This is a genomic window from Microbacterium sp. Root1433D1, from assembly GCF_001426835.1.
In the GTDB taxonomy this organism is placed as follows: Bacteria; Actinomycetota; Actinomycetes; order Actinomycetales; family Microbacteriaceae; genus Microbacterium; species Microbacterium maritypicum.
This window is the reverse complement of the sequence record NZ_LMFN01000003.1, coordinates 692,744-717,596: the sequence shown is the minus strand read 5'-3', so window position 1 is coordinate 717,596 and position 24,853 is coordinate 692,744. Positions and strand designations below refer to the sequence as shown.

Here is a 24,853-nt window from a genome sequence, read left to right as displayed (position 1 = left end):
GTGAACGGCGGGACGAGCGCTCCGTCCAGAGGCGCTCCTGACGGCGTCACGGTTCCGACGTCGGTGTGCCCCTCGCCGATGGCACCAGGCCGTCTCGCGGGGCCGCCCGGGTACGAAGAAGGGGGCGGATGCCGCAGCATCCGCCCCCTTCTCTCGCGTCAGCGCAGTGCGTCGACGATGCCGTTCAGCGTCGCGGAGGGACGCATGACGGCCTCGACCAGCGCGTCGTCCGGGCGGTAGTAGCCGCCGATCTCGACCGGCTTGCCCTGCACCGCGTTGAGCTCGGAGACGATGGTCTCCTCGTTCTGCGCCAGCGTGGCGGCGATCGGCGCGAAGGCGGCGGCGAGCTCGGCGTCCTTCGTCTGCTTCGCCAGCTCCTGAGCCCAGTACAGGCCCAGGTAGAAGTGGCTGCCGCGGTTGTCGATCGTGCCCAGGGCACGGCCGGGCGAACGGTCCTCCTCGAGGAAGATTCCGGTCGCGGCATCCAGCGTCTCGGCGAGCACACGGGCCTTGTCGTTGCCCGTGCGGTCGGCGAAGTGCTCGAGCGACGCGGCCAGCGCGAAGAACTCGCCGAGCGAGTCCCAGCGCAGGTAGTTCTCCTCGACCAGCTGCTGCACGTGCTTGGGTGCGGAACCACCCGCACCGGTCTCGAACAGCCCGCCGCCCGCGAGCAGTGGCACGATCGAGAGCATCTTGGCGCTCGTGCCGACTTCGAGGATCGGGAACAGGTCGGTCAGGTAGTCGCGCAGCACGTTGCCGGTGACCGAGATCGTGTCGAGCCCGTGGCGCATGCGTGCGAGCGTGTAACGCGTGGCTTCCTCGGGCGCGAGGATCGTGATCGTGAGGCCCTTGGTGTCGAGCGTCGCGAGACCCTGGTGCACCTTGGCGATGATCTGCGCATCGTGTGAGCGGTTCGCGTCGAGCCAGAACACGGCGGGGTCGCCGGTCGCCCTGGCGCGGGTCACCGCGAGCTTGACCCAGTCCATCACCGGGATGTGCTTGGTCTGCGTCGCGCGCCAGATGTCGCCCTTGCCGACCGTGTGCTCGATGAGCACGGTCCCCTCGCCGTCGAGGACCTGCACGATGCCGTCTGCGGCGATCTCGAAGGTCTTGTCGTGGCTGCCGTACTCCTCGGCCGCCTGCGCCATGAGCCCCACGTTGGGGACGGTGCCGATGGTCGCCGGGTCCAACGGGCCGTTCGCGATCACGTCGTCGATCACGGCCTGGTAGACGCCCGCGTACGACGAGTCGGGGATGACGGCGAGCGTGTCCGCCTCTTCGCCCTCCTTGCCCCAGAGCTTGCCGCCGTTGCGCACGAGTGCGGGCATCGACGCGTCGACGATCACATCGCTCGGCACGTGCAGGTTCGTGGTGCCCTTGTCGGAGTTCACGTACGACAGACGCGGCCCCTCGGCGATGGCCTTGTCGAAGGCGGCGGCGATCTCCGCGCCGTCCGCGACGTTGGCCAGACCCGAGAGGATCGAGCCGAGACCGTCGTTCGCACTGAGTCCGGCTGCGGCGAGCTTGTCACCGTACTGCGCGAACACGTCGGCGAAGAACGCCTTCACGACGTGACCGAAGATGATCGGGTCGCTGACCTTCATCATGGTTGCCTTGAGGTGCACCGAGTACAGCACGTCGTCGGCCTTGGCCTGGGCGAGCGTCTCGGCGAGGAAGGCGTCGAGCTCCTTGGCCGAGAGGAACGTCGCATCGATGATCTCGCGCGGCAGGACCTTGAGGCCTTCCTTCAGCACGGTGACCGTGCCGTCGTTCGCCGTGTGGCGGAAGCTCAGCACGTCGTCGTGTGCGGCGACCCAGGAGCGCTCGTTGTGCTTGAAGTCATCGTGACCGAGTGTCGCGACGCGCGTCTTGGATCCCGCGGCGAACGGCTTGTTGCGGTGCGGGTGCTTCCTGGCGTAGTTCTTCACCGCGAGCGGGGCACGACGGTCGCTGTTGCCCTCGCGCAGCACCGGGTTCACGGCGGAGCCCTTGATGCGGTCGTAGCGCGCGCGAACGTCCTTCTCCTCGAGGGAGGACGGCTCGTCCGGGAAGTCGGGGATGTCGTAGCCCTGCTTCTGGAGCTCGGCGATCGCCCCCTTCAGCTGCGGGATGGAGGCCGAGATGTTCGGCAGCTTGATGATGTTCGCCTCGGGGAGCGTGGCGAGACCGCCGAGCTCGGCGAGCGAGTCGCCCACCTGCTGCTCCGGGGTGAGCTTCTGCGGGAAGGCGGCGAGGATGCGGCCGGCCAGCGAGATGTCGCGGGTCTCGACCTCGATGCCGGCCTGGCCGGTGTATGCCTGGATGATCGGAAGGAACGAGGCGGTGGCGAGCGCCGGTGCCTCGTCTGTGTGCGTGTAGATGATGGCGTCGTCGGTCACCGGGAGGTTCTCCGTTCACGGGGCTATTTGTCTCGATACCAAGATACCTGAGCAGGTCTGACGCCGTGGCCCCGGCCTGCGACCGATGGCCGTTCGGATGTCGACGAACGGCCACAGCACGGCGAAATGTTCCCCTGAAACGTGTCCGGTGCGCCCGGAGGGGTTAGCCTGGGTCCATGTCCGAACTGCGCATGGTCGAACTCTCCGCTGCGACGATCGTCGCCGTGAACAACCTGTCGCTCAAGCCCGGACAGGAGCAGTTCCTCGCTCCGGTCTCGTACGGGATCGCAGCGACCGTCATCAACCCGCAGACCTCCTGGCAGCGGGTGATCCTGGATCGCAACGAGGTCGTCGGCTTCGTGAGTGCCAACTTCGACGCCGAAGCACCGGAGGAGCACTTCCGCTCCGTGCTGTGGCGCATCAACGTCGACGCCGACGACCAGGGCCGCGGTGTCGGCCGGTACGCCGTCGAGGCGCTCGTCGACGAAGCCCGCGAACGCGGCGTAGACCACGTCAACGTGATCTACGAGGCCGGCGAGGGCGGGCCGGAGACCTTCTTCCACCGCGTCGGCTTCACTCCCGTGGGCGAGACCGCCTACGGCGAGGTCATCGCCGAGATCCGCGTCACGACCTAGACCGGGCGGCGGGGTCTCGAATCCCCTCCCCCATCGAGACCTCGTCGCCCTTCACAGTGCTCGAGGGGAGCGCTCTCACGCGGTCGCGCGCCTGGGCGTCAGGGGCGATCGTCCGGCTTGCCGCCGGGCTTGCGACGGCTCGTCCACGACGACAGCGCCGCGGCGGCAGCGCCCGCCGCCCGATCGATCGCTTCGGCCGAACGGTTGAGCATGTCCTGCGCGGCGTCCTGCCACGCCGCCGCCTCCGGCGCCTCCCCTGCCTGCACCTTCGCAGCGTGCTCTGCCGCCTCGAAGGCGCGCTCCAGGTCGGCGACGGCATCGCGATAGGCGGCGAACTCCGCCGGGGTGATGCGCCCGGCTGCCGCGCGGCGCATCTCTGCCGCGTGACCTGCGGCGCGGAGGTATGCCGCCGTCTGCGGATGCTTCACATCGGTCATCGCCGGGTAGGAGATCTGCAGGGCGGGGTCGGTCTCGTACCGCATCCACCGGACGGTCACGGCCTCATGCGCGGCGTGCAGACGCTCCAGGGGGCGAGGCTCCGATGCCGAGGGCACCGCGGCTCTCGCGGCGTTGAGGCGGACCTGACGCGCGCGCACATCCGCCGAGGCGGCCTTCGCATCGCGCTCGCGCTCCTTGAGCATCCGTCGCGCTCCCGCCACCTGTTCGGCGGTCGCGCGCTGAGCGGCCCGCTCCGCGGTGACGCGAGCCAGGTCGGCACGCGCGATCTTCCACGCGGTGCGTCGCTCGGCCGCAGCCAGCTGCGCCTCCCTGAGGTCGTGACGCGCGGCGTCGACCGCGAGGCGGCGTCCGCTGACCGTGCTGTTGCGACGACGTATTCCCATCACACCCACCGTCCCCGCGGCGACCGCAGTCGGCGCGATCCACCACCACTCGGCGACGAGCAGCAACGGGTCCATACCTCGATGCTACCCACGCGCCGCGCTCGACGCTCACCCACGGGTGCTCGCCCACCCCTCGACGACTGCGGCCATGGCGGCCCCGCCGCACCGGCGAGGTCGGGCATGGCCGCAGTCGTCGAGGGAGTGGTCAGACGAGCGTCTCCTGCCAGGCTGCGTGCAGCTGCGCGAACTTCCCGGTGCCGCTGATGAGCGCGGCGGGGGTGTCGTCCTCGATGATGCGGCCGTGCTCCATCACCAGCACCCGGTCGGCGATCGCGACCGTCGACAGTCGGTGCGCGATGATGATCGCCGTCCGGTCCTTGAGAAGCGTCTGCAGCGCATCCTGGATCAGACGCTCCGATGGGATGTCCAACGATGCCGTGGCCTCGTCGAGGATCAGCACCGCAGGGTCGGCGAGGAACGCCCTGGCGAAGGAGATGAGCTGGCGCTGACCGGCCGAGACCCGCCCACCGCGCTTGTTCACATCGGTGCCGTAGCCGTCCGGCAGCGACGAGATGAAGCCGTCGGCCCCCACGGCGCGTGCCGCGGCCTTGATCTCGTCGAGCGTCGCCTCCGGCTTGCCGAGTGCGATGTTGTCGGCGACGGTCCCACTGAACAGGTAGGCCTCCTGCGTGACCATGACGATCGCGCGACGGAGATCCTTCGGGTGCAGCGAGCGCAGATCGACCCCGTCGAGGGTCACCCGCCCTTCGGAGGGGTCGTAGAAGCGCGAGATGAGCTTGGCGAGCGTCGACTTGCCGGCACCGGTCGTTCCCACCAGGGCGATCGTCTGCCCCGCCGGGATGTCGAGCGAGAAGTTCGGGAGGATCGTCTTCTCGCCGTTGTACCCGAAGGTCACCTCGTCGAACTCGATGTGTCCGCGCGACTCCCACAGGTCGACCGGCTTCTCGGGGTCTGGAACCGTCGGCACCTCTTCGAGCACGCCCGACACCTTCTCCAGCGCGGCCGTCGCCGACTGGTAGGAGTTCAGGAACATGGCGATCTCCTGCATCGGAGCGAAGAAGTTGCGCACGTACAGCACGGCGGACAGCAGCACACCGACCGTGAGCGCGCCCTCGGAGACGCGGATGCCGCCCCACAGCACGACGATGCCGAGCACCAGCGCGGCCACGCCCATGAGTCCGGGCTCGAACGTGCCGAACAGCAGCATCGAGCGACGGTTGACATCGCGGTACTCGCCCGCGATCTCCTGGAACGCCTTGTCGTTGCGGGGCTCCTTGCGGAACGCCTTCACGGCACGGATGCCGGTCATCGTCTCGACGAACTGCACGATCACCTTGGCACTGATCACGCGCGACTCGCGGTAGACGAGCTGCGAGCGCGAGTAAAACCACTTCATCAGGAAGAACAGCGGCACTCCGCCGATCGCGAGGATGAGTCCGGACTGCCAGTCCCACACGCACAGGGCGATGAAGGTGAACAGGCCGAAGAGCACGCCGGAGACGAGCTCGTTCAGGCCGCCGTCCAGGAGCTCCTTGATCGAGTCGAGGTCACTCGTCTGGCGCGAGATGATGCGGCCAGACGTGTACGACTCGTGGAACTCCAGGCTGAGGCGCTGGGTGTGCAGGAAGATGCGCTTGCGCAGATCGAGCAGCACCGCCTGGGTGAGTTTGGCGGCGATGATCACGTACCAGGCGATCAGGACGGCGGCCAGCGCTCCCGCCAGCAGGTAGATGCCGCCGATCATGAAGGTCGGCATCCAGTCGGCCCGCTCGATGGCCGCAGGCAGTGCGCGGTCGAGGCCGATGCTGATGAGGATGGGGCCGGCGACCTGCAGAGCGGTCGACACGACCAGCACCGCGGCGGCCAGCACGATCCGCGGTTTCAGAGGGCTGACCAGGGATCCGAGCAGTCGGAGGGACCGACGACGGATCTCCCTGCTCTCGTCACGGGTGTATTCGGAACGGTCCTCGTTCTGGGTTCCGGTGATGGCGGAGCTCATCGCTGCACCTCCTTCTCGGTGATCGGGTCTTCGTCGGCGGCTCGCATCCCGAGGCCCTCCTGGACCTCTTCGTCGATCTCGGCCTGTTCATCGCGGATCACCGGGATCGCCCCGGTCCGCGCCGCCTCCTCCGCCTCCAGGCTGGAGATGACGTGACGGTAGTGCCGGCTCGTCTTCAGCAGCTCGGAGTGCGTGCCCACCGCCGTCACGCGACCGGCTTCCAGCAGGGCCACGCGGTCGGCGAGCGCCACGGTCGATGGCCGGTGCGCGACGATCATGGCCGTGGTGTCGGCGAGCACGTGGCGAAGGGCCTCCTCGACGAGAGCCTCGGTGTCGACGTCGAGCGCCGACAGCGGGTCGTCGAGGACGAGCACCTTCGGGTTCGCCGCCACCGCGCGAGCGAGGGCGAGTCGCTGCCGCTGGCCGCCGGAGAGGCTGAGCCCCTCCTCGCCGATGACCGTCTCCACGCCGTCGGGCAGCGCATCGACGAACGACGCCTGGGCGACGTCGAGGGCTTCGCGCAGCACGCGCTCCCCCTCCTCACTGTGCACATCGAGCTCGGCACGGCCGAGGAGCACGTTCTCCCGGACCGTCGCCGAGAACAGCGTCGCGTCCTCGAACGCCATCGCGATGTGCTGACGGAGTTCCGCGAGCGGAAGGTCGCGCACATCGACGCCGTCGAGCGTGACCCTGCCACCGGTCACGTCGTACAGACGAGTGGGCAGCGTGGTGAGCGTGGTCTTGCCGCTGCCGGTGAGTCCGACCAGCGCCATGGTCTCACCGGGGCGCAGCACCAGGTCGATGCCGTCGAGCAGATCGCGCTCGTGGGCGCCCGCATCCTGGTAGCGGAAGTGCGCGTTCTCGAACGCGAGCTCTCCGCGGGGGTTCCCGATGTGCACCGGGTTCTCCGGGTCGGTGATGGTGTCGGTCTCCGAGAAGATGTCGAACACACGGTCGGTCGCCGTGCGGGCGTCGAGCATGAACGAGAACAGGAAGCCGATCGACTCGATGGGCCAGCGCAGCACGACCGCCATCGCGAAGAACGCGAACAGCTGCGCCTCGTCGATCTGCCCCACCGAGATCAGCCAGATGCCCGACATCAGGCTCAGACCGAAGGCGATCTGCGGCATGAGGTCGAGCCAGAACCAGATGGACGCGATCGCGCCGGCCTTGCTCATCTCGGTCTCGCGCAGAGTCTCGGCCTGACGGCTGAAGCGGCTGAGGGCGTGCTTGCCGCGCCCGAACGCCTTGAGCACGCGGATGCCGTGCACGCTCTCCTCCACGCTGGTGGCGAGGTCACCGGCCTGATCCTGGCTGCGACGGGTGAGGGCGCCGTAGCGCTTCTCGAACAGGTAGCCGCGGATCCACAGCGGGATCGCGGTCACCAGGAAGATCACGCCCAGCAGCCAGTGCCACCGGAACAGCAGCACGGATCCGATGATGATCGTGAGGATGTTGACCACGAGCAGCACGAGGCCGAACGCGAGCCAGCGGCGGATGAGGCCGATGTCCTGCATCATGCGGCTGAGCAGCTGGCCGGAGCCCCACCTGTCGTGGAACGACACCGGGAGGGTCTGCAGGCGCGAGTAGAGCTCGGTGCGCATCTTGTACTCGACCTCGGTCGAGGGGTTGAGCACGAACTGGCGTCGCAGCCAGACCATCAGTGCCTCGCCGAGAGCGAGGGCGAAGACGGCGACGGCGCCCCAGACGATGGCGCTGAGATCACCGGAGTAGACCGGGCCGCTGATGATCTGCTCGAGAACGATCGGGATCATCAGGGCGATGACGGCGGCGATGAGCGCGCTGGCGGCACCGCCGGCGAGCCGCCAGATGACGGGCTTCACGAAGGGCTTCAGGCGCCACAGTGCGGCCGGAGTGGAAAGAGTCGATGACGGCGAGGGGTTCTGCGCGGAAGGCGAGGAAGACATGTCTCTCAGACGAGTTTCGTATGGACAGCGGGTGCGGAAGGGGACGGATGCGAGAGCGGACTCACAGAGTCCGGCATCCGACGAAGAAGGGGCGGGGTGGCTCTAGGAGAGCGGGCGCGCCGTGGTCGAGCCGAGAGCTGCGATCCGCGCGATGGCGATCGTGGTCATGGTGTCCTCCTCAGGGGCTCGGCGATGTCGTCCGGTTGGCGCGACAGCCCACCAGCCTATTGCTGTGAACCAGCTGAAAGCAAGAGTCATTCCCGATTCCTGCGCCGCGATCGTCGAGGTCGCGAGAAAGGAGACCTCGTGACGTTCAGGCGCCGGCGGTGACGGCGAGCTCCGACCGGAGGAAGCGTCGCAGGTTGCCGCCCAGCACGGCGAGGATGTCCGCCTCCGGCCAGCCGCGGCGCAGCAGAGCCTCGGTCACGAGCGGAAGCCCGGTCGGACCATCGAGTCCCGGGAGGTACCGGTCGGCGGGGACTCCCTCGATCGTCGTCTGCACGCAACACGGGGCCGTCGTGTCCGCGAGCACCTCGCGGACGAAGTCCGACCCCATCCCGACGTGCGCGATCCCCGCGACCGACACCACCCGCTCGAAGTGGTCGATCAGGGTGTCGATCGTGTAGGCGCTCTCGTGCAGGTAGGGCGCGAAGAAGTTGACGCACACGACTCCCCCGCTCTCCGCGACCCCGGCGATCTGCGCGTCGGTCAGGTTGCGGTGGTGGTCGAACAGCGCACGCGCCGAGGAATGCGTGGCCATGACGGGCCGTGTGGCGATCTCGAGCACGTGGTCGACTCCGCCCGCTCCGAGATGGCTGATGTCGAAGATCATGCCGACGCGCTCCATCTCCGCGAGCGCCCGGATTCCGGTGCGGGTGAGCCTGCTGCCCGCGGCGTCTTCGCCGCTGCCGTCGGCGAAGGCGCTGCGTCCGAAGTGCGCGACCGCGCCGATCCGGATCCCGAGGCGATGCACGGTCTCCAGCAGCTCGACGTCGTCGGCGATTCCGGGCATCCCCTCCAGGGCGAGCACCAGCGCGATGCGCCCTTCGCCGATCACGCGGTCGATGTCATCGCCGTCCAGGCACAGCCCGACGGCGTCCGCGTTGCCCTCCGCCAGCCGGTGGGCGGCTTCGATCATGCGCAAGGTGCGACGCAGTGCCCCCTCCGGGCGGTACACGTCGTCGATGAACACGGGCAGGACCTGAAGGTCCACACCGCCCTCCTGCAGCTGCGGGAGCCACTGCGTACGGAAGTAGTCCGACCACTCATCCGAGGGGCGGGTCGCCACCGAGCACAGCAGGTCGTTGTGCGCGTCGGCGACGACGGCACGGCGGTGGAGGACGAGTGCATCGTTGGCGGTCACGGGATGAGCCTACGGCCGCGTCGGTGCGGTTGCTTCGTCGACGGGCACCATGACGACAACCCGTCGTGGTGCCCGCGACTCAAACGACGGCGCTCTCCCGCGCGAGCAGACTCTCCTTGACGTCGAGACCCCAGGCGAATCCGCCGAGGCTGCCGTCGGTACGCAGCACGCGATGGCAGGGCACGAACAGCGCGGGCGCGTTGCGGGCGCAGATGGACGCCGCCGCCCGCACGGCCCGAGGGTTGTCGAGCTGTGTCGCGAAGCTCGTGTAGGTCAGCGGCTCGCCCGGCTCGATCGCCCGAAGCGCCGACCAGCCGGCGAGCTGGAGCGCGGTTCCGGACTGCTTCACGGCGACCGCGTCGATGGCCGAGAGTTCGCCCGCGTAGTAGGCGAGTGCGGCGGCTGCGGCATCGGTCTCTCCCTCGCGGAACTCCTCGGGACGATGCGCAGCGGACAGCCGGCCCAGGATCGCCTCGACGTCGGAGGTCCAGCCGGAGGCCAGCACCCGCTGACGGTCGTCGGCGAGGATCGTGAAAGCGCCGTCCGGGGTCTCGATGGTCTGGAGGATGGCGGTCATGAGGTCTCCTTCGTCGTGGTGTCGCCGGTGGGGGCGGGGTGGGCGGCGGATGCGCGCCGAGATGCGGCAGGGCGCACCGGGGCGGCGCGCCAGAGGTGTGCGCTGAGGTAGCTGCGCCACGGTGCGGTGCGCTCGGACCACGCCGTGAGTGCTCGGGCCTCCCCGGGCAGGCCCGCCGCCGCCGCGCCGGCGCGCAGTGCGACGTCACCCGGCAGCAGCACATCGGGATCGCCGAGCACACGCATGCGCACGTAGTCGGCGGTCCAGGGGCCGATACCCGGCATCGCGAGCAGTGCGGCACGCTGCTCGGTGCCGTCGTCGCCGACCGTCAGCCGCAGGGACCCGTCGGCGAGAGCGGCTGCGGCGCCCGTGATGGCGCGGATACGGGCGGCCGGTCCACGCAGCACCTCGGCACCGCGCTCGGCGATCGCCGTCATGGTCGGGAACAGCAGGCCGCTGTCGGTGCGCTCCCCGAGAGCCTCGGCGAGGGCGATGAGTGCCGTGCGGGCGGCGACCACGGTGATCTGCTGCCCGACCATGGCACGGACGAGCATCTCGTGCGGATCGGCGGATCCCGGCACGCGGATGCCCGGAGTGCGGGCGACGAGCGGCGCGAGCTCGGGGTGCGCGCAGAGCGCCTCTTCGATCGCGAGCGGGTCGGCATCGAGGTCGAAGATGCGCCGCACCGTCGACACCAGCGGGGCCAGGTCGCCCAGCCGCGCGACGCGCGCGCGCAGATGCAGGCGCGCCGTCTCGTCCTGGCGCACCTCGAACCAGGCGGGACCGCCCGACATGCGCAGGTGTCGGGAGAACGACGTCGCCGTGGCCTCCTCGATCCCGGGGACGGCGCGCGCGGCCATCCAGGCGAAGATGCCGCTCGCGTCGAGCGGTCCTCGGTACGGCAGCACGAGGTCGATCGCGCCGGGTGCCGCCGACGCGTGCGACCGGCGACGTGCCCTGAGCTCACCCGGTGTGAGTGCGAAGACCTCGCGGATCGTGTCGTTGCACTGGCGGATGCTGGCGAAACCGGCGGAGAAAGCGACGTCGGAGATGGGCATGTCGGTGCCCACGAGAAGCATCCGCGCGGTGTGCGCTCGATGCGCCCTCGCCAACGCGAGAGGGCCGGCGCCGAGCTCGGTGCTGAGCAGGCGCGTGAGGTGCCTGCTGGAGTATCCCAGGCGCGCGGCCAACCCCGGGACGCCCTCGCGCTCGACGACGCCGTCGGAGATCAGGCGCATCGCACGCGCGGCGGTGTCGCCGCGGATGTCCCACGCCGGAGAACCGGGCGCGGCTTCAGGCAGACACCGCTTGCATGCCCGATACCCGGCCTCGTGCGCGGCGGCGCTCGTGGGATAGAACGTCACGTTCTGCGGTTTCGGCGTGCGTGCAGGGCAGCTCGGACGGCAATAGATCCCGGTCGATCGCACGGCCGTCACGAACTGCCCGTCGAAGCGGGTGTCGCGTGCGCTGATCGCACGGTAGCGCTCGTCGAAGCCGCTCGCGGGGAAGGTCATGCCCCCACTCTGCCACCCTCCGCCGACGTCGACTGGCGGAAATCGGACATGACTGTCGTAGGGCGGCTCACCCTCGCGTCAGCGGCCTCGTCGAACCATCCGCCCGGCTGCGCGCAACGGCTTCGTCACCTTCCAGCTCGCACTGCGGTGCACCGCTGCGATGGCGTCGTCGCGCGCCACGATCACATCCGACAGGCGCGCCCGCTCCGTCTGCAGCATGTCCACGACGTCATGCAGGGACGCGACCTCCGCCTCCAGATGCGGGATGCGCGCGACCTGGGCGATCATCTCGCCGAGACGCTCGAAGTCAACGCGGATCCGGTCGGCGACCGACGTCTCCGCCTCGAAGAGTGCGCGCAGCGGCTCGTGCCGGATGTCCCCCACCGCGAGCACACCGAGCCCATGCCCGTGCTCGAATGCGAACACGCGCCCTGGTTCGGAGATCTCCTCCCAGAGGCGCCATACGCCGAAGTCGTCGCGTCGTTCGGCGATGTCGTGGAAGAGGATCACTCCTCCGTCGCGAACCGTGTCCCGCCACTGCTCGTAGTCCTCGCGGGCGTCCTCGTACCCGTGGCGTCCGTCGATGTGCAGGAGATCGACGGACGCCGCGGCGAAACGCGGACGTGTGTCGGAGAAGTAGCCGCGATGCAGTTCGACCGACGACGGGTAGTCGCGCGACGCGATAGAGCGCACGGACTGGTAGATGGAATCGTCGTAGAAGCCGGCGTGGTCATCGCCCTCCCAGCTGTCCAGGGCGTTGATGGTGAGCGGATGCCCGAGCCTCTTCGCGGCCTCGGCGAAAGCGAAGCACGAGAAGCCGTTGTGCGTGCCCAGTTCCACCACGTCTCGCGGGCGCAGCACGTCGATGAGCCAGGCGGCGAACGCACCGTGCGTGACCCAGGCCGAATCCACGAAGTGCGCCGGCATCCAATAGGACGTCGGTCTCAGCCACGGCACAGCCGACATGCCTTCGTTCGACGTCGCACGCGCCTGTGCTTCCATACTGTCGCCCCATCGCCCCAGTGAGCCCCCAGTATATAGGTGCCACGCGGGCGTGCGACGGGAACGCGTTCCCGATGACGGCGAGCGCTCAGTGGAAGAAGTGACGCTCCCCGGTGAAGAACATCGTCACGCCGGCCTTGCGCGCAGCGTCCACGACCTCCTCGTCGCGCACCGAGCCACCCGGCTGCACGATCGCCGTGACTCCGGCGTCGATCAGCACCTGGGCCCCATCCGCGAACGGGAAGAAGGCATCGGACGACGCAACCGATCCGGCGGCGCGCTCCCCCGCACGCTCGACCGCGAGGCGGCACGAGTCGACGCGGTTGACCTGGCCCATGCCGACACCCACCGTGGCGTTGTCCTTCGCGAGCACGATCGCGTTCGACTTGACCGCGCGGCACGCCTTCCAGGCGAAGATGAGGTTCTCCATCTCCTCGTCGCTCGGACGCTCTCCCGAGACGAGCTCCCAGTTCTTCGCGACCGAGACGATGTCGTCCGGGAAGCGGTCGGCATCCTGCAGCAGCAGTCCGCCGGAGACGAGGCGCACATCCATGCGCTCCTGCTGCCAGTCCTCGGGCAGCTGCAGCAGACGCAGGTTCTTCTTCGCCTTGAACACCTCGAGCGCGGCCGGCTCGAACGACGGCGCGACGATGACCTCCGTGAAGATGTCCTTGAGGTTCTCTGCCATCTTGAGCGTCACCGTGCCGTTCGCCGCGATCACGCCGCCGTAGGCCGAGACCGGGTCGCACTCGTGGGCGCGCAGGTGGGCGCTGGCGATCGGGTCGAGGGCGTTCGGCGCGGTGGTCGCGATGCCGCACGGGTTGGCGTGCTTGATGATCGCGACGGCGGGCTTGATCATGTCGTACGCGGCGCGCAGGGCGGCATCCGCGTCGACGTAGTTGTTGTACGACATCTCCTTGCCCTGCAGCTGCCTGGCCTGAGCGATGCCGTGGCCGCCGGCGCGCGTGTAGATCGCGCCGCGCTGGTGCGAGTTCTCGCCGTAGCGGAGAGTGGCGAGGCGCTCGGCCTGGATCGTGAGATGGGTCGGGAGGTCGCCGTCGTCCTGCAGCGTGCCCTCGGCGAACCAGGAGGCGACCGCCGTGTCGTAGGCCGCCGTGTGCGCGAAGGCACGGGCGGCGAGCTCGCGGCGCTGGGAGACCGAGGTGCCGCCCTGGGCGAGCGCTGCGATGATCCCGGGGTACGACTGCGGCGAGACGACGATCGCCACGTTGGCGTGGTTCTTCGCCGCGGCACGCACCATCGCGGGTCCGCCGATGTCGATCTGCTCGACCACGTCGTCGCCGACGGCGCCCGAGGCGACGGTCTCGACGAAGGGGTAGAGGTTGACGACGACCAGTTCGAAGGGGGTGATGTCGAGCTCGGCGAGCTGGCGCTCATGGTCCTCGAGGCGCAGGTCGGCGAGAAGGCCGCCGTGGATCTTGGGGTGCAGCGTCTTGACGCGTCCGTCGAGCATCTCGGCGACGCCCGTGACGGCGGCCACGTCTGTGACAGGGAAGCCCGCATCGCGGATGGTCGACGCCGTCGAACCGGTCGAGACGATCTCGACACCCGCATCGGCCAGAGCCGCGGCCAGGACGAGCAGGTCGGTCTTGTCGCTCACCGAGACGAGCGCGCGCCGGATCGGCACGGTGTCGCGGTCGCGGTAGAGCGTGGGGTCGTGGCGGGGGCCGGCCATGATGGCTCCTTCGTGCGGGGGCGTCGGGTGGAGGGGTCAGGAAGAAGGGCTGAGGGCGAGATCACCGTCGGCGATCGCGCGGACGACGTCGATGAGCAGACGGCGCTCGACGGGCTTGATCCGCTCGTGCAGGCTGTGCTCGGTGTCGCCGTCGAGGATCGGGACTCGTTCCTGGGCCAGGATCGGGCCGGTGTCGACACCGTCGTCGACGACGATGACGCTGGCGCCGGTCTCGGCCGCACCGGAGGCGAGCGCATCGCGGACGCCGTGCGCACCGGGGAACTCGGGCAGGAATGCGGGATGGGTGTTGATGAGGCGCGGCGAGTACTGCGCGACGAGTGACGGCGGCAGCAGACGCATGAGTCCGCTGAGGACCACGAGGTCCGGGTTCCAGACGGCGAGCTGGCGCGCGAGCTCTTCGCCCCACGCCTCGCGGCTGTCGTGCTCGTGCCACGGCACCGTGAAACTGGGGATGCCGAACTCCTCGGCGTGAGCGAGCCCGTCGGCTTCGCGGTCGGCTCCGACGACGATCACCCTGGCGGGGAAATCGGGATGACGAGCGGCCTCGAGGAGGGCGCGAAGATTCGAGCCGGTGCCCGAGATGAGAACGGCGACCGTGAGCACGCGCCCAGTCTACCGGGGTGGGACGACCTGTTCCGCCCGACGTCCGCACATACGCGGCGGGTGTCAGTCGCGGTCGACTCGAGGCGGTGTGAAGCCGCGGAGATCGTCCAGGGTTGCCGTGTCGTCGAAGGTCTGCGTGTTGGAGAAGGGGATCCCCGGCACCGCGCCGGCCGCGGGTGCACCGGCCGACGTGAGGCTCGGGTCGAGCTCCGTCATCTCGGCGATCCAGCGGTCGGTGCGCTCCTCGGCCAACTCATCGCGATGGCGCGGGGAGAGCAGCAGGATCGCCGCTCCCACGAGGACCTCCAGACCCAGCGCGAGCATGAACGCCGGCGCCGAGGGGCCGACCTCCGCCAGTCGACCCGGACCCATCGAACCGCTCGCCAGCACGGCCGCGAGACCGAAGACTCCCGCGCTCACGCCGGCGATCCCCACCGCGATCGCGGCGCGCTGCATCATGCCCAGCGGCGTGCCCTCCCAGACGAGACGGGAACGAACGGCCCAGCCTGCGAACGCCCCGGCGGCGATCGGGACGAGCACGACGATCAGCATCCACATCGAGCTGTTCTCGGGCAGCAGCCCGAACACGGGGATGCCGGGCACGAGGCCCAGTTGCGTGCCCGCGGGCGACACCGCGGTTCCTGCTCCGACGGCGAAGCCGGGACCGGCGAGCCAGGATGCGGCCCACACGATGAGGGTCGGAAGGTAGACGAGCTGCGCCAGGGTCATCACGGTCGCACCGAGCGCATCGACGCGGGCGGACTGGAACAGGGCGACGACCTCGCCGCCGCGGAACAGCGTCATCACGGCGAGTGCCAGGGCTGCCGCGCCGACGACGCCGACCAGCGCGAAGGCCGTGCCGCGCACGATCGCGACGGGCACGGGCGCCCAGTCCTCGCGGGCGTCGATGCGGTCGTGGAGACGGTCGAGGATGCCGCCGTCGCCCTCCTCCCATGCGACGCGGACGGCACCGCAGAGCGTACCGACGAGGTAGACGGCGGCAGGGAGGACGATCGCGAGGAGGAGCGGGGTCTGCACGGCCTCCAGCCGCGCCGTCAGCGCGACGCCCGTGGAGATCGCGGCGAACACCACCGTGCCCGACAACGATCCGAGCAGCCAGGCCCCGGCCGACGCGGCCCTGGACCCCGAGCGCGCGGCGAAGAGCAGCGTGAAGAGCAGGAACGCCAGCGGAGTGATCGACACCGCGAACGAGGCCGCCTCCGACGGGATCGCGAGAGCGACGAGGAGCTCGTCCGGGATGGTGACCGCCAGAGGCACCCCATGGCCGAACTCCCAGAGCGTCCCGGTGAGCGGCCAGAGCGCGCCCCAGTCGGCTGTGATGCCGAAGGCGAGCGTCCACAGCAGCGTCAGCGGCGCGAGCAGCACGACGAGACCGACCGCCGCGGCGATGGCGGCGTCGAAGGCGGCGAGGAGCGCGACGAGGAGGCGTTGCATAGCGTTTCGAGACTACGACGAGTTGCCGACGAAGCCCCGGGGGCGCGCGTGAGGTCGGCGACACGATAGCGTTTCTCCGGAGGTTTCCCGATGACAACTGCCCCGCCCGCCCCGGCATCCACCGAGCCCAAGAACTCCCTGGACCGCTTCTTCGAGATCAGCAAGCGCGGATCCACGATCGGCACCGAGATCCGAGGGGGTCTGGTGACGTTCGTCACGATGGCCTACATCGTGATCCTCAACCCGATCATCCTCTCCGGCAAGCCCGATGTCGCCGGAGACATGCTCAGCTTCAACGCCGTGGGCGCCGCCACCGCCCTGACCGCCGGCGTGATGACGATCCTGTTCGGGCTCGTCACGCGCCTGCCGTTCGGCTTCGCCGCAGGACTCGGCATCAACGCCTTCGTCGCGTTCTCGGTCGTCGGTCAGGTGACCTGGCCCGAGGCCATGGCACTCGTCATGATCAACGGTGTCGTCATCGTGCTGCTCGCCGCCACCGGGCTGCGCAAGGCGATCTTCGACGCCGTCCCCTTCCAGCTGAAGATCGCCATCACGGTCGGCATCGGCCTGTTCATCGCCTTCATCGGCTTCGTCAACTCGGGCTTCGTCACCGCGACCGGCGCCTCGTCTCCCCCGGTCGGCCTCGGCGTGAACGGCTCGGTCGCGACCGTGCCGACCCTGCTGTTCGTGATCACGCTGCTGCTCACCGGCATCCTCGTCGCTCTCAAGATCAAGGGCGGCATGCTGATCGGCCTCATCGGCGGCACCGTGCTCGCGGTCATCGTCGAGGCGATCTGGCACATCGGCGCCCGCGGCTTCGACGACGAGGGCAACGTGGTGAACCCCGGCGGCTGGGGCCTCACGGTACCTGCGCTCAGCGGCTCTCCCGTCGGCGTTCCCGACCTCAGCCTGATCGGCGCCGTCGACTTCAGCTTCGACCTCAGCAAGGTCAGCCTCGTCGCGATCGTGATGATCGTCTTCACACTGCTGTTCACGAACTTCTTCGACGCGATGGGCACCATGACGGGCCTCGCGAAGGAGGCGAACCTCGCCGACGACAACGGGGACTTCCCGCGCATCAAGTCGGCGCTGGTGGTCGAGGGCGTCGGTGCGATCGCCGGTGGTGCGACCTCCTCGTCCTCGAGCACGGTCTTCATCGAGTCGGGTGCCGGCATCGGCGAGGGCGCCCGCACGGGTCTCGCGAACGTCGTCACCGGCGTGGTGTTCCTGATCGCGATGTTCCTGACCCCGTTGACCTCGATCGTCCCCACCGAGATCGCCGCCGCAGCGCTGATCATCGTCGGTGCGATGATGATGGCGCAGATCCGCTACATCGACTTCAGCGACTTCCGCGTGCTGCTGCCGGTGTTCCTCACCGTCTCGGTCATGCCTCTGACCTACTCGATCGCGAACGGCATCGGTGCGGGCTTCGTCAGCTGGGTGCTCATCCACGCGTTCTCCGGCAAGGCCAAGACCATCAGCCCGCTGCTGTGGGTCGTGGGCGCCGGCTTCCTGATCTTCTTCGCCCGAGGTCCGATCGAGGCCCTCTTCGGCGTCGGGATCTGACACCGATCCGAGATCACGAGAGGGGCGGGTGCTGCGGCACCCGCCCCTCTCTCGTGCCTGCATCCGCCGCGGCCGTCACATGCATGAGCATCCGCCGGATGCAGGAGCACACGCCCCGAGCAGTCATGCATCCGTCGAGAAGTCATGCATCTGACGAAGACGGCTACCTCTCGAGGCTCAGGCGTAGGCGGCCGCGAACTCCGGCGATGGCTCGATCGGCTCGATCACGTCGATCAACACGCCGCCAGGCGCCTCGATGATGAAGTGTCGCTGCCCGAAGGCCTCGTCTCGAAGGGGCAGTCGCTCAGGAAGACCCTGCTCCCCCACCAGTCGCGCATGTTCGGAAGCCGCATCCGGGACCTCGACGTTCAGCAGCAGACCGCGCACGGGCTCGCGGAAGCCCTCCGGAATCGTCTCGTGCGCCCGGTCGAGGATCGCGAGCTCACCACCGTCGATGCGCAGGCTCACGTACCAGTCAGCCTCGAACACCACCTCGAAGCCGAGCTCCTCGCGATAGAAGCGCGCGGCGGTGGCGACATCGTCCACCATCAGCACCGGATAGAAGCTCGTGATCTGCATGACTGCCCCTCTTACGTACACTGTGTTTGTATCTGGCGGGACTAGGATACATACAACCTGCATGTAAAGGAAGACCATGGCCCGAGCATCCGCGGCCGACGCCGCCGAGACTGCACGACGCATTCTCGAGACCGCCGCGTCCCACTTCGCCGCGCAGGGATACGGGGCAGCGTCCGTCGACGAGATCGCCCGCGCATCTGCGGTGACCCGTGGAGCCGTCTATCACCACTACACGTCGAAGCCGCTGCTGTTCGCCGCCGTCGCCGCGGAGCAGCAGCGGATCGTCGCCGATGCGATCGTCACAGCCACCTCGGAAAGCACCCCGGACACCGCGCTCCGCGACGGCAGCCACGCGTTCCTCGACGCCATCACCCGGGGAGCGGCGTCGCGCGTGCTGCTCATCGACGGTCCTGCCGTTCTGGGCTGGGAGGAGTGGCGCCGACTCGACGGAGAGGGACCGGAGCAGGAGCTGCGCACCGGCCTGCGCGAGGCCGGCGTCTCCCCCGCCCTCCTGGGCCCGCTCACCGCGGCGCTGTCCGGGGCGATGAACGAACTGGCCCTCTGGCTCGTCGCCCGCCCGGACGACGACGACGCGCGAACGGATGCGCACGCGGCGCTCGATCGCCTCCTGAATGCCGTGGCGCCGCGGAGCTGAGCCGGGGCGCTGCCCGCCGTCGAGCAGCCGACCGAACGGGCACGGACGGGCATGAAAGAAGGCCCCGGAGTGGAGTCCGGGGCCTTCAGATCAAGCGTAGCTCAGATCAGAGCGCTTCGATGATCGCGCGCATCAGGTCTGCCGTCTCGGACGGCGTCTTGCCGACCTTGACGCCGGCGGCCTCGAGGGCCTCCTTCTTCGCCTGAGCGGTACCGGCGGAACCGGACACGATCGCACCGGCGTGACCCATGGTCTTGCCCTCGGGAGCGGTGAAGCCCGCGACGTAGCCGACGACCGGCTTGGTGACGTTCGCCTTGATGTAGTCGGCCGCACGCTCCTCGGCGTCGCCGCCGATCTCGCCGATCATCACGATCGCCTTGGTCTCCGGGTCGGCCTCGAACGCGGCGAGCGCGTCGATGTGCGTGGTGCCGATGACCGGGTCGCCGCCGATGCCGATGGCGGTGGAGAAGCCCAGGTCGCGCAGCTCGAACATCATCTGGTAGGTCAGGGTGCCCGACTTCGACACGAGGCCGATCGGTCCCTTGCCCGTGATGTTCGCCGGCGTGATGCCCACGAGCGCCTCGCCCGGCGTGATGATGCCGGGGCAGTTCGGGCCGATGATGCGGGTCTTGTTGCCCTTGCTCTGGGCGTAGGCCCAGGCCTCGGCCGAGTCGCCGACGGGAACGCCCTCGGTGATCACGACGAGCAGCGGGATCTCGGCATCGATGGCCTCGATCATCGCGTCCTTCGTGAAGGCGCCGGGCACGAAGGCGATCGACACGTCGGCGCCGGTCTCCTTCATGGCCTCGGCGACCGAGCCGAAGACGGGCAGCTCGACGGCGTTGCCGTCCTTGTCGGTGTGCGAGACCGTGGTGCCGGCCTTGCGGGCGTTCACGCCACCGACGACCTGGGTGCCGGCCTTGAGCATCAGTGCGGTGTGCTTGGTGCCCTCGCCGCCGGTGATGCCCTGGACGATGACCTTGGAGTCCTTGTTGAGGTAAATCGACATTCTTCTCGTCCTTCAGTCTCAGGCGTTGGCGAGCTCGGCGGCCTTGTCGGCGCCCTCGTCCATGGTGGCGGCCAGGGTCACGAGCGGGTGCGCGTACTCGGCGAGGATCGCACGACCCTCGTCGACGCGGTTGCCGTCGAGGCGCACGACGAGCGGCTTGGAGGCCGTGGCGCCCAGCGTCTCGAGGGCACCCTTGATGCCGTTGGCGACGGCGTCGCACGCCGTGATGCCGCCGAAGACGTTGACGAACACGCTCTTGACCTGCGGGTCGCCGAGGATGACGTCGAGGCCGGCGGCCATGACCTCAGCCGAAGCGCCGCCGCCGATGTCGAGGAAGTTGGCCGGCTTCACACCGTTGTGGTTCTCGCCCGCGTAGGCGACCACGTCGAGCGTGGACATGACCAGTCCTGCGCCGTTGCCGATGATGCCGACCTCGCCGTCGAGCTTCACGTAGTTGAGGCCCGACTCCTTGGCCTTGGCCTCGAGCGGGTCTGCGGCGTCCTTGTCCTCGAGCGCCTCGTGCTCGGGGTGGCGGATCTCGGAGGCGTTGTCGTCGAGCGTGACCTTGCCGTCGAGCGCGATGATGTCGCCCTCTTCGGTGCGGACCAGCGGGTTGACCTCGACGAGCGTCGCGTCCTCGCCCTTGTAGACGTCGAAGAGCTTCACGAAGACGTCGGAGACCTTCTCGACGAGGTCTTCCGGGAAGTTCGCCGCGCGGGCGATCTCGACGGCCTTCGCCTTGTCGATGCCGGTGAGCGGGTTGACCTCGACGCGCGCGAGCGCTTCAGGGCGCTCGACGGCGAGCTCTTCGATCTCCATGCCACCCTCGACCGAGCAGAGGCTCAGGTAGGAGCGGTTGGCGCGGTCGAGCAGCACGGAGAAGTAGAACTCCTCGGCGATGCGCGCGCCCTGCGCGACCATGACGCGCTTGACGACATGACCCTTGATGTCGAGGCCGAGGATGGCCTTCGCTGCCTCATACGCCTCGTCGGGCGTCTTGGCGACCTTGACGCCGCCCGCCTTTCCACGGCCGCCGGTCTTGACCTGAGCCTTGACGACGACCACTCCGCCGATCTTCTCGGCAGCCGCCCTCACCTCTTCAGGGGTGTCCGCGACGATGCCGGCGAGGACCGGCACTCCGTACTTTTCGAAAACGTCTCGTGCCTGGTACTCGTACAGATCCACTGTGGTTCCTTCACTGGGCTGCTGTCTGGTAATTCTCTCGATGTCGAGACATCGACCAGTCCCCCAGCCTACTACCTCGGCCTGGGCGCTCCTGCGGCCCCGGCTCTCAGCGCTGGGTGGGCACCCCTGCTCGTCGCGCCGGAAGCGCGGCCCGACGCAGCTGCCGGGTGATCAGGAACGGCAGCACCACCAGAGCGGCGCCGGAGGCGACGATCGCGGGGCGCACCACGAGCACCGGCAGAGAGCCCCACAGGGCGATGAGTATCGCCCCGACCAGCACCGCCGCGAGCACGAGCTCGCTCACGAGCAGCTGTCTGCGCACCGCCGCACTGTCCTCGGCCAGAGTCGTCCGCCGCCCGTGCACGGTGATGTGGGGGGTCCATCGTGTGCCGTCCCACCAGCGCCGCGTGCCGCGCCGCCGCGTGTCGAACCAGCCGGCCGGGATCCCGTCATCTCTCACGCTCCTCAGTATGACGTCGGCGCCTCGGCGTCTCCGCCCGGCGAGGTCTAGGCTTTCGCCATGCACGAATCCGCAGAACTGCGCACCGGCGTCGTCGCCGCGGCGCTCGAACTCTTCAGCGCTCAGGGGTTCGACCAGACGTCGGTGGAGCAGATCGCCAAGGCCGCCGGTGTCTCCCGCTCGACGTTCTTCCGCCAGTTCGGCGGCAAGGAGGACGTGGTCTTCGCCGATCACGAGGTGCTCCTGGAACAGCTCAGGGAGTTCCTCGACGAGGGACACGACGATCCGTGGGGTGCGGTGTGCGCAGCCTCCGAGTCGGTCTTCGCCCACTTCGCGCACGATCCGGAACTCGCCAGGCGCCGCTACCAGATCGTGCGTCAGGTGCCCGTGCTGCGCGAACGCGAGATCATCACGGTATTCCGCTATGAGCGCCTGTTCGACGACTATCTGCGCGGCGCGCTCCCCGGTGTCGACCCGCTGGATGCGGTCGGCTTCGCCGCCCTCGTGACGGCGGTGCACAACCACGTGCTGCGCCAGCTGCTGCGCGGCCGCAAGAAGGTGCCGCTGGCGACACTGCAGACGGCGCTGGCCGATGTGCGTCGTCGCTACGGCGTCGCCGGCGACGATGCCGTGGCCGCCCCGGACGACATGGTCGTGGCGGTGTTCCCCCGCTCCATGCCGATCGCCGAAGTCGGTCGCCGGCTGCAGTCCCAGCTCGACTAGTCTCGCGAGGGTCGTGGAACCGAGTATCGAGGAGTACGATACTTGGTGCCACGAAGGAGCCCCATGAGCACTGCAGCCTCCCCCTTCCCCGGCGAGCGCGTCTCGTCGTACGACATCACCGGACGTCAGGACAGCGACTACTACGCGGTCTTCTCCGACATCCCCGCTGCCGACCGTGCGGCGTGGGACCGTGCCAAGGCCTACATCGACGAGGTCGCCCCGCAGATGGCGGATGCCTGGGACCGTGCGGAGTATCCGCTCGAGGCTGCCCGGCGAATGGGCGAGATGGATCTCGTCGTCGACGGCGTCCAGCACCCCGCACTCACGAGCCTGTCCCCGCTAGCCGCGGGCCTGGTGAACATGGAGATCTCCCGCGGCGACGGATCGCTGGGCACGATCCTCGCGGTGCAGGGCGGACTCGCGCTGCGCACGCTGGCACTGTTCGGTTCCCCCGCCCAGCAGGAGAAATGGCTCACTCGTGTCGCCGACGGCTCGGTGCTCGGGTCGTTCGCCCTCACCGAGCCCGACCACGGCTCGGACTCGGTCTCGCTGGAGACCGTGGCCCGCCGCGACGGCGACGAATGGGTCATCCGCGGGACGAAGAAGTGGATCGGGAACGGCGCCTCCGGCGGCATCACGTTCGTCTGGGCGCGCGTCGACGACGAGGGCGCCGAGGAGCACGGCGCCGTGCGGTGCTTCCTCGTGGAACAGGACACCCCCGGCTACACCGGCAACGTGATCCGCGGCAAGGCCTCGCTGCGCGCGATCCACCAGGCGCACATCGTGCTCGACGACGTGCGGGTCCCGCTCGACGCCGTGCTGCCGGGGACGAAGAGCTTCAAGGATGCCTCCATCGTGCTGTACGCGACCCGCTCGGGCGTCGCGTGGTCGGCGCTCGGACACGCGACCGCCTGCTACGAGGCGGCGCTGGCGTATGCGACCCAGCGGGTGCAGTTCGGAAAGCCGCTCGCCAAGTTCCAGATGGTCCAGGAGCGCCTCACCCACATGCTCGAGGACCTCACCGCCATGCAGCTGTACTGCCGGCGCATGGCCGACCTCGAGACGGCCGGCGAGCTGCGCCCGACCCAGGCATCGCTGGCGAAGTTCCACAACACGCGAGCCGCGCGCCGGATCGCCTCGACCGCCCGCGACATGCTCGGCGGCAACGGCATCCTCCTCGAGAACGGCGTGATGCAGCACATGGCCGACATCGAGGCCATCCACACCTACGAGGGGACCGAGAGCGTGCAGGCGCTGCTGCTCGGGCGCGACATCACAGGGATGAGCGCGTTCGTCTGAGCCGCTGTTCGCCGGGGTCGACTCACCGGCCGCCGGCGCGCACGTGGCGTTCTCTGCTCGCCGCTGCCCCGGCAACGGTCTGCACACCGAGCAGGAGGACCAGCGCCGCGACCGGCAGCGCCCATCCGCCGACGGCGGCATGCAGGATGCCGAGTCCGATCGGGCCGAAACCGGCGAGCAGGTAGCCGATCCCCTGGGCCATGGTCGACAGGTGCGCCGTGTGCGCCGCGTCGGGAGCCCGCAGCACGATGTAGGTCAGCGACAGCGTGATGGCGGCGCCCTGACCGAGCCCGAGCAGCGTCATCCACACCCAGGGCGCGGCTCCTCCCGGCACGACGAGGAGGCCGATCAGCCCCGCTGCGCACAGCAGCGTCGAGAGCAGGACGGGCAGCCACGTCGGCCGGATACGTCTCAGCATCATCGGCGCGAGGAGCGCTGCCGCGACTCCGGGGAAACTCGAGTACGACAGCAGCAGACCGGCATCGGCCAGCGGTACTCCGGCGTCCTGCAGCATCGTCGGGATCCACGTCAGCGCGGCGTAGTAGCTCAGACTCTGCAACCCCATGAAGACCGTGACCGCCCACGCGACCGGGTCGCGCAGCAGCACCGACATCCGCGGCTCGTCCCGCGGCTCCGCGATCGCGTCGCCGGGCGTTCCGGCCACGCTCGCGGACCCGCGCACCGCCCGGGGCAGCCAGACCAGCAGCGCGAGGACCGCGGGAACGGCCCAGAACGCCAGCGCGCCACGCCATGACCCGTCGAGCGCGGTCATGAGCGGCACCGTGAAGGCGGCGGCCGCGGCAGCGCCCACGAACAGCGCCGTGGAGTACAGCCCCATCATCAGACCGAGACGGTGCGCGAAGTCCTGCTTGATCACCGCGGGCATGCAGACGTTCGCGACCGCGATACCCGCGCCGACCAGCACCGTGCCGCCGAAGAGCGCCACCGGAGAGTCGAGGAGGCGGGTGCCGATGCCGACCGCCACGACGACCATCGTCAGCGCGAGCAGCCGATGCAGCCCGATCCGGCGGGTCAGCGTGGGGGTGAGGAAGGCGAAGGCACCGAAGGCGAACACGGGGATCGTCGTCAGCAGACCTGCCGCCGCGGAGGGGATGCCGAGGTCGCGCTCGATCGCCGGGAGCACCGGGCCGACCGAGGCGACGCCCATCCGGAGATTCAGCGCGATCAACAGCAGCCCGACGCCCACGTAGACCCCGAACAGGACGCCGCCGTGACGAGCCGACGGCGTGGTCAGCGGGGTCGGGGTGGTGTCGAGCGGCTCGTGCATCGTGGTCATGCTTCGAGTCCAGCACCCGGGCACCGCATCAGAAAACACGTAAACT

At 69.2% G+C, this 24,853-nt stretch carries 22 protein-coding genes; 5 read left to right on the top strand and 17 right to left on the bottom strand.

Going from position 1 to position 24,853, the window contains the following annotated elements:
* Positions 1-158: 158 nt before the first annotated feature.
* On the bottom strand, positions 159-2,378 hold the full coding sequence (locus tag ASD13_RS14435) for an NADP-dependent isocitrate dehydrogenase (protein ID WP_055870537.1): 2,220 nt from the start codon (positions 2,376-2,378) through the stop codon (positions 159-161).
* Between the two features lie 176 nt (positions 2,379-2,554).
* On the opposite strand from ASD13_RS14435, the gene ASD13_RS14430 reads away from it, so the two are divergent.
* Complete coding sequence (locus tag ASD13_RS14430; RefSeq protein ID WP_055870534.1) at positions 2,555-3,013, top strand: GNAT family N-acetyltransferase; 459 nt, start codon at positions 2,555-2,557, stop codon at positions 3,011-3,013.
* Between the two features lie 98 nt (positions 3,014-3,111).
* On the opposite strand, the gene ASD13_RS17430 is transcribed toward ASD13_RS14430, so the two are convergent.
* The 11 genes from ASD13_RS17430 to ASD13_RS14380 all read right to left on the bottom strand — a co-directional run bounded on the left by ASD13_RS17430 (position 3,112) and on the right by ASD13_RS14380 (position 16,034).
* The gene (locus ASD13_RS17430; protein WP_055870530.1) at positions 3,112-3,930 is read right to left on the bottom strand and encodes a hypothetical protein; all 819 of its coding nucleotides are present in this window, start codon (positions 3,928-3,930) and stop codon (positions 3,112-3,114) included.
* Positions 3,931-4,060: 130 nt separating this feature from the next.
* Positions 4,061-5,875, bottom strand: a complete 1,815-nt coding sequence (locus tag ASD13_RS14420) for an ABC transporter ATP-binding protein (RefSeq protein WP_055870527.1) — start codon at positions 5,873-5,875, stop codon at positions 4,061-4,063.
* A complete protein-coding gene (locus tag ASD13_RS14415; protein ID WP_055870524.1) occupies positions 5,872-7,803 on the bottom strand; it encodes an ABC transporter ATP-binding protein in 1,932 nt (643 codons plus the stop codon). Before ASD13_RS14415 ends, ASD13_RS14420 begins: the two co-directional genes overlap by 4 nt.
* A 102-nt stretch (positions 7,804-7,905) precedes the next feature.
* Entirely contained in the window at positions 7,906-8,061 is a 156-nt protein-coding gene (locus ASD13_RS17425; protein ID WP_157535648.1) for a hypothetical protein, read from the bottom strand.
* Positions 8,062-8,116: 55 nt separating this feature from the next.
* Positions 8,117-9,166, bottom strand: a complete 1,050-nt coding sequence (locus ASD13_RS14410) for a dipeptidase (RefSeq protein WP_055870521.1) — start codon at positions 9,164-9,166, stop codon at positions 8,117-8,119.
* Between the two features lie 79 nt (positions 9,167-9,245).
* The gene (locus ASD13_RS14405; RefSeq protein WP_055870518.1) at positions 9,246-9,743 is read right to left on the bottom strand and encodes a methylated-DNA--[protein]-cysteine S-methyltransferase; all 498 of its coding nucleotides are present in this window, start codon (positions 9,741-9,743) and stop codon (positions 9,246-9,248) included.
* The gene (locus ASD13_RS14400) at positions 9,740-11,257 is read right to left on the bottom strand and encodes a DNA-3-methyladenine glycosylase 2 family protein (protein ID WP_055870515.1); all 1,518 of its coding nucleotides are present in this window, start codon (positions 11,255-11,257) and stop codon (positions 9,740-9,742) included. The genes ASD13_RS14405 and ASD13_RS14400 overlap by 4 nt, the downstream gene beginning before the upstream one ends.
* Positions 11,258-11,335: 78 nt before the next feature.
* A complete protein-coding gene (locus tag ASD13_RS14395) occupies positions 11,336-12,223 on the bottom strand; it encodes a class I SAM-dependent methyltransferase (RefSeq protein WP_235562602.1) in 888 nt (295 codons plus the stop codon).
* 124 nt (positions 12,224-12,347) lie between these two features.
* Positions 12,348-13,955 (bottom strand): bifunctional phosphoribosylaminoimidazolecarboxamide formyltransferase/IMP cyclohydrolase, encoded by a 1,608-nt coding sequence (purH, locus tag ASD13_RS14390; protein WP_055870512.1) that lies wholly within the window; start codon positions 13,953-13,955, stop codon positions 12,348-12,350.
* 36 nt (positions 13,956-13,991) lie between these two features.
* Complete coding sequence (purN, locus tag ASD13_RS14385) at positions 13,992-14,579, bottom strand: phosphoribosylglycinamide formyltransferase (protein ID WP_017828325.1); 588 nt, start codon at positions 14,577-14,579, stop codon at positions 13,992-13,994.
* 63 nt (positions 14,580-14,642) lie between these two features.
* Positions 14,643-16,034 (bottom strand): cell division protein PerM, encoded by a 1,392-nt coding sequence (locus ASD13_RS14380; protein WP_055870510.1) that lies wholly within the window; start codon positions 16,032-16,034, stop codon positions 14,643-14,645.
* 90 nt (positions 16,035-16,124) lie between these two features.
* On the opposite strand from ASD13_RS14380, the gene ASD13_RS14375 reads away from it, so the two are divergent.
* Positions 16,125-17,600 carry an NCS2 family permease gene (locus tag ASD13_RS14375; RefSeq protein ID WP_055870506.1) on the top strand — a complete coding sequence of 492 codons (1,476 nt, stop codon included), beginning with the start codon at positions 16,125-16,127 and terminating at the stop codon, positions 17,598-17,600.
* 177 nt (positions 17,601-17,777) lie between these two features.
* Here the strand turns inward: ASD13_RS14375 and ASD13_RS14370 are convergent, their stop codons facing one another.
* A complete protein-coding gene (locus ASD13_RS14370) occupies positions 17,778-18,179 on the bottom strand; it encodes a VOC family protein (protein ID WP_055870504.1) in 402 nt (133 codons plus the stop codon).
* Between the two features lie 76 nt (positions 18,180-18,255).
* Between ASD13_RS14370 and ASD13_RS14365 the strand changes: the two genes are divergently transcribed.
* Positions 18,256-18,834 carry a TetR/AcrR family transcriptional regulator gene (locus ASD13_RS14365; RefSeq protein WP_055870501.1) on the top strand — a complete coding sequence of 193 codons (579 nt, stop codon included), beginning with the start codon at positions 18,256-18,258 and terminating at the stop codon, positions 18,832-18,834.
* Between the two features lie 106 nt (positions 18,835-18,940).
* Here the strand turns inward: ASD13_RS14365 and sucD are convergent, their stop codons facing one another.
* The 3 genes from sucD to ASD13_RS14350 form a co-directional block, all read right to left on the bottom strand.
* Positions 18,941-19,843, bottom strand: a complete 903-nt coding sequence (sucD, locus tag ASD13_RS14360) for a succinate--CoA ligase subunit alpha (protein WP_055870498.1) — start codon at positions 19,841-19,843, stop codon at positions 18,941-18,943.
* Positions 19,844-19,861: 18 nt separating this feature from the next.
* Positions 19,862-21,028 (bottom strand): ADP-forming succinate--CoA ligase subunit beta, encoded by a 1,167-nt coding sequence (sucC, locus tag ASD13_RS14355; RefSeq protein ID WP_055870494.1) that lies wholly within the window; start codon positions 21,026-21,028, stop codon positions 19,862-19,864.
* Between the two features lie 106 nt (positions 21,029-21,134).
* Positions 21,135-21,488: a DUF2510 domain-containing protein gene (locus ASD13_RS14350; protein ID WP_055870491.1), complete on the bottom strand. Its 354-nt coding sequence runs from the start codon at positions 21,486-21,488 to the stop codon at positions 21,135-21,137.
* Between the two features lie 60 nt (positions 21,489-21,548).
* On the opposite strand from ASD13_RS14350, the gene ASD13_RS14345 reads away from it, so the two are divergent.
* Positions 21,549-22,211, top strand: coding sequence for a TetR/AcrR family transcriptional regulator (locus tag ASD13_RS14345; RefSeq protein WP_017828317.1), 663 nt, complete (start codon positions 21,549-21,551; stop codon positions 22,209-22,211).
* Between the two features lie 63 nt (positions 22,212-22,274).
* A complete protein-coding gene (locus ASD13_RS14340) occupies positions 22,275-23,510 on the top strand; it encodes an acyl-CoA dehydrogenase family protein (RefSeq protein ID WP_055870488.1) in 1,236 nt (411 codons plus the stop codon).
* A 22-nt stretch (positions 23,511-23,532) separates the two neighbouring features.
* On the opposite strand, the gene ASD13_RS14335 is transcribed toward ASD13_RS14340, so the two are convergent.
* Positions 23,533-24,807 carry a CynX/NimT family MFS transporter gene (locus ASD13_RS14335; protein WP_055870485.1) on the bottom strand — a complete coding sequence of 425 codons (1,275 nt, stop codon included), beginning with the start codon at positions 24,805-24,807 and terminating at the stop codon, positions 23,533-23,535.
* Between the last annotated feature and the right edge of the window lie 46 nt (positions 24,808-24,853).

Excerpts from the sequence above, each read along its gene's own strand:
- ASD13_RS14340 (WP_055870488.1), top strand. The coding sequence starts at position 22,275 with ATGAGCACTGCAGCCTCCCCCTTCCCCGGCGAGCGCGTCTCGTCGTAC.
- ASD13_RS14345 (WP_017828317.1), top strand. The coding sequence starts at position 21,549 with ATGCACGAATCCGCAGAACTGCGCACCGGCGTCGTCGCCGCGGCGCTC.
- sucD (WP_055870498.1), bottom strand. The coding sequence starts at position 19,843 with ATGTCGATTTACCTCAACAAGGACTCCAAGGTCATCGTCCAGGGCATC.
- purH (WP_055870512.1), bottom strand. The coding sequence starts at position 13,955 with ATGGCCGGCCCCCGCCACGACCCCACGCTCTACCGCGACCGCGACACC.
- ASD13_RS14395 (WP_235562602.1), bottom strand. The coding sequence starts at position 12,223 with ATGTCGGCTGTGCCGTGGCTGAGACCGACGTCCTATTGGATGCCGGCG.
- ASD13_RS14420 (WP_055870527.1), bottom strand. The coding sequence starts at position 5,875 with ATGAGCTCCGCCATCACCGGAACCCAGAACGAGGACCGTTCCGAATAC.
- ASD13_RS17425 (WP_157535648.1), bottom strand. The coding sequence starts at position 8,061 with ATGACTCTTGCTTTCAGCTGGTTCACAGCAATAGGCTGGTGGGCTGTC.
- ASD13_RS14400 (WP_055870515.1), bottom strand. The coding sequence starts at position 11,257 with ATGACCTTCCCCGCGAGCGGCTTCGACGAGCGCTACCGTGCGATCAGC.
- ASD13_RS14405 (WP_055870518.1), bottom strand. The coding sequence starts at position 9,743 with ATGACCGCCATCCTCCAGACCATCGAGACCCCGGACGGCGCTTTCACG.
- ASD13_RS14365 (WP_055870501.1), top strand. The coding sequence starts at position 18,256 with ATGGCCCGAGCATCCGCGGCCGACGCCGCCGAGACTGCACGACGCATT.
- ASD13_RS14430 (WP_055870534.1), top strand. The coding sequence starts at position 2,555 with ATGTCCGAACTGCGCATGGTCGAACTCTCCGCTGCGACGATCGTCGCC.
- ASD13_RS14415 (WP_055870524.1), bottom strand. The coding sequence starts at position 7,803 with ATGTCTTCCTCGCCTTCCGCGCAGAACCCCTCGCCGTCATCGACTCTT.
- ASD13_RS17430 (WP_055870530.1), bottom strand. The coding sequence starts at position 3,930 with ATGGACCCGTTGCTGCTCGTCGCCGAGTGGTGGTGGATCGCGCCGACT.
- ASD13_RS14380 (WP_055870510.1), bottom strand. The coding sequence starts at position 16,034 with ATGCAACGCCTCCTCGTCGCGCTCCTCGCCGCCTTCGACGCCGCCATC.
- ASD13_RS14335 (WP_055870485.1), bottom strand. The coding sequence starts at position 24,807 with ATGACCACGATGCACGAGCCGCTCGACACCACCCCGACCCCGCTGACC.
- ASD13_RS14375 (WP_055870506.1), top strand. The coding sequence starts at position 16,125 with ATGACAACTGCCCCGCCCGCCCCGGCATCCACCGAGCCCAAGAACTCC.
- ASD13_RS14370 (WP_055870504.1), bottom strand. The coding sequence starts at position 18,179 with ATGCAGATCACGAGCTTCTATCCGGTGCTGATGGTGGACGATGTCGCC.